Origin of the sequence: Mesorhizobium sp. M7A.F.Ca.CA.002.04.1.1, assembly GCF_004022805.1 — a bacterium.
Lineage (GTDB): Bacteria > Pseudomonadota > Alphaproteobacteria > Rhizobiales > Rhizobiaceae > Mesorhizobium > Mesorhizobium ciceri.
The window spans coordinates 1-2,646 of sequence record NZ_RZPL01000754.1 but is presented as its reverse complement, the minus strand read 5'-3'; the positions used below and the strand labels follow the sequence as shown (position 1 = coordinate 2,646).

At 58.6% G+C, this 2,646-nt stretch carries 5 protein-coding genes; 1 reads left to right on the top strand and 4 read right to left on the bottom strand.

The window, feature by feature from the left end; all coding sequences use genetic code 11:
- The 4 genes from purQ to purC form a co-directional block, all read right to left on the bottom strand.
- A partial coding sequence (gene purQ, locus ENZ75_RS27905) for a phosphoribosylformylglycinamidine synthase I (protein ID WP_128278474.1) occupies nucleotides 1–387 on the bottom strand: 387 nt, incomplete at its 3' end.
- Between the two features lie 4 nt (nucleotides 388–391).
- Nucleotides 392–844, bottom strand: coding sequence for a hypothetical protein (locus tag ENZ75_RS27900; protein ID WP_063167821.1), 453 nt, complete (start codon nucleotides 842–844; stop codon nucleotides 392–394).
- On the bottom strand, nucleotides 845–1,087 hold the full coding sequence (purS, locus tag ENZ75_RS27895) for a phosphoribosylformylglycinamidine synthase subunit PurS (protein ID WP_063170213.1): 243 nt from the start codon (nucleotides 1,085–1,087) through the stop codon (nucleotides 845–847).
- Between the two features lie 43 nt (nucleotides 1,088–1,130).
- Nucleotides 1,131–1,925, bottom strand: a complete 795-nt coding sequence (gene purC / locus ENZ75_RS27890) for a phosphoribosylaminoimidazolesuccinocarboxamide synthase (RefSeq protein WP_013532127.1) — start codon at nucleotides 1,923–1,925, stop codon at nucleotides 1,131–1,133.
- Nucleotides 1,926–2,199: 274 nt separating this feature from the next.
- On the opposite strand from purC, the gene ENZ75_RS27885 reads away from it, so the two are divergent.
- Nucleotides 2,200–2,520: a DUF1476 domain-containing protein gene (locus tag ENZ75_RS27885; protein ID WP_013532126.1), complete on the top strand. Its 321-nt coding sequence runs from the start codon at nucleotides 2,200–2,202 to the stop codon at nucleotides 2,518–2,520.
- Nucleotides 2,521–2,646 lie beyond the last annotated feature (126 nt).

Sequence of the window (2,646 nt, the reverse complement as noted above, 5' to 3'; positions counted from 1 at the left end):
GCGGCGGGTGAACATGGTGTTGGCATTGGTGATCTCGAGCTTCACCTGCCGGCAGACGAATTTCAGCGAGGTGTTGCGCATCAAGGCGCCCGGCAACAAGCCGGCCTCGACCAGGATCTGGAAACCGTTGCAGACGCCGATGACCGTCACGCCCGCGGCCGCTTTTTCGGCCACTGCCCGCATGACCGGCATGCGCGCGGCGATCGCGCCACAGCGCAGATAGTCGCCGAAGGAAAAACCGCCCGGAATGGCGATCAGATCGACATCGGGGATTTCGGTGTCGGTTTGCCAGACGGTGACCGGCGGTGTTCCCGAAATCTTGGTCAGCGCCGCGATCATGTCGCGGTCGCGATTGAGGCCAGGCAGGAGGACGACGGCGGATTTCATTTTCTTAGTGATTCCCAAACTCGTCTAGGGCGAACCCATATTCGATTGCTGAGTAAATTTCGAGCAGGTACTGCTCTGCAATGTCTTCAACAACCACATATTTCACGCTGAGTGTCTTCAATCGCTCGATCTCTGCCCGAAAAACTTCAACGAAAGCCGGGTCTTTTTGAAGGTCTTTCCTGCCGGAACCTTTGCGATATGTGGGCTTTAGCCCTAGCTTTTGACGAGCGCGTTTGAAGGCATACGCAGCAGAACCATGATCTTGCCGGAGATGGTTCTTTAATCGCTGTGAGAGATTGTTCGTACGCCCGATTCTTTCGGGAGTGCCATCCTCCAAGAATAAATACACACCCGGCTCTGGTGGAAATTTATCCAGAAAGCCACGGGCTATTGCATCGTCGAGTCGGTGGAATAGCTCCACAACGTTGCTTGCATGTTTTGCAAAGACTGAGTTCAATCAGCCTATCTCCACCGCGTAATTCTCAATCACCGTATTCGCCAGCAGCTTGTCGCACATGGCCTTGAGGTCGGCTTCGGCCTTGGCCTTGTCGCTTTCCGCCAGCTCGACGTCGAACACCTTGCCCTGCCGCACCGTGCCGACGCCGCCGAAGCCCAGGCCGGACAATGCGTGTTCGATCGCCTTGCCCTGCGGGTCGAGCACGCCGTTCTTGAGGGTGACGGTAATGCGGGCCTTGATCACGCTGGACATGCTCCTGTTCTGATTATCGGGTCGCAAACCGCGATCAGTGCGGCTTGCCTTTGAGGCCGTCGGTCGAGGCGACGAGCACCGGGCCGGTCGGGCGCGGCGGCTCGTTCTCGTTCATGATGCCGAGGCGGCGGGCAACTTCCTGGTAGGCCTCGACGAGGCCGCCCATGTCGCGGCGGAAACGGTCCTTGTCGAGCTTGTCCTGCGTCGCCACGTCCCACAGGCGGCAGGAGTCCGGCGAGATCTCGTCGGCGACGACGATGCGCATCATGTCGCCTTCGAACAGGCGGCCGCATTCGATCTTGAAGTCGACGAGCTGGATGCCGACGCCCATGAACAGGCCGGAGAGGAAGTCGTTGACGCGGATCGCCAGCGCCATGACGTCGTCGATCTCCTGCGGGCTCGCCCAGCCGAACGCGGTGATGTGCTCTTCCGACACCATCGGGTCGTCGAGCGCGTCGGCCTTGTAATAGAATTCGATGATCGAGCGCGGCAGAACGGTGCCTTCCTCGATGCCGAGCCGCTTGGACAGCGAACCGGCGGCGACATTGCGCACCACCACTTCGAGCGGAATGATCTCGACTTCCTTGATCAGCTGCTCGCGCATGTTCAGACGGCGGATGAAATGGGTCGGAATGCCCATGCGGTTCAAATGGTTGAAAATATACTCGGAAATGCGGTTGTTGAGGACGCCCTTGCCGTCGATGACCTCGTGCTTCTTCTTGTTGAACGCGGTTGCATCATCCTTGAAGAACTGGATAAGCGTGCCCGGTTCGGGTCCCTCATAGAGTATCTTGGCCTTGCCTTCATAAATGCGGCGGCGATTTTTCATCTGATTTTTCTCTGGGGTTCCGGACAGGCGGTATCAGACCATTTCCTGTCCGTCTGCCTGAAATAGTGCGGCTACGGTAGGGTTCAATGCCGGGTCTATCCCAATCACATCGTTTGCTCAATCGGCAAATCCTTCCAATCAACCGCTTTCGGGACTGAAATGCCGCAGCGCAGCATGCGATGAAGCATATTGACCGGCCCGCGACCTTTTGGTTTGTGCTTTGACAACGCACATATTCACCGCCAACGAATCGAATTTGACCCGGAGGGACGCCATGAGCAGCATGAAAGACCGTGAAGAGGGCTTTGAGCGTAAATTCGCATTCGACGAGGAGCTTCGGTTCAAGGCCTCGGCGCGCCGCAACAAGGCGCTCGGCCTGTGGGCCGCCGAAAAGCTCGGAAAGTCCGGCGCCGATGCCGACGCCTATGCCAAGGAAGTGGTTATCTCCGACATCGAGGAGGCCGGCGACCACGACGTGTTCCGCAAGATCCGCGGGGATTTCGACGCGGCCGGCGTCGAGCAGTCGGACCACCAGATCCGCCGCACCATGGACGAACTGATGGCGCAGGCGATCGAGCAGATCAAGAACACCTGATCCGGGCCATGCGCTGATCCCGCGGCCATACGCTGGACCAATCGACCGCCCGGCCTATCCGGGCGGTTTTTCTTTGCCTTTGCCGCCGTTTCCGGCTGAAACTGCGGTCGCTAACAAGGAAAGAGT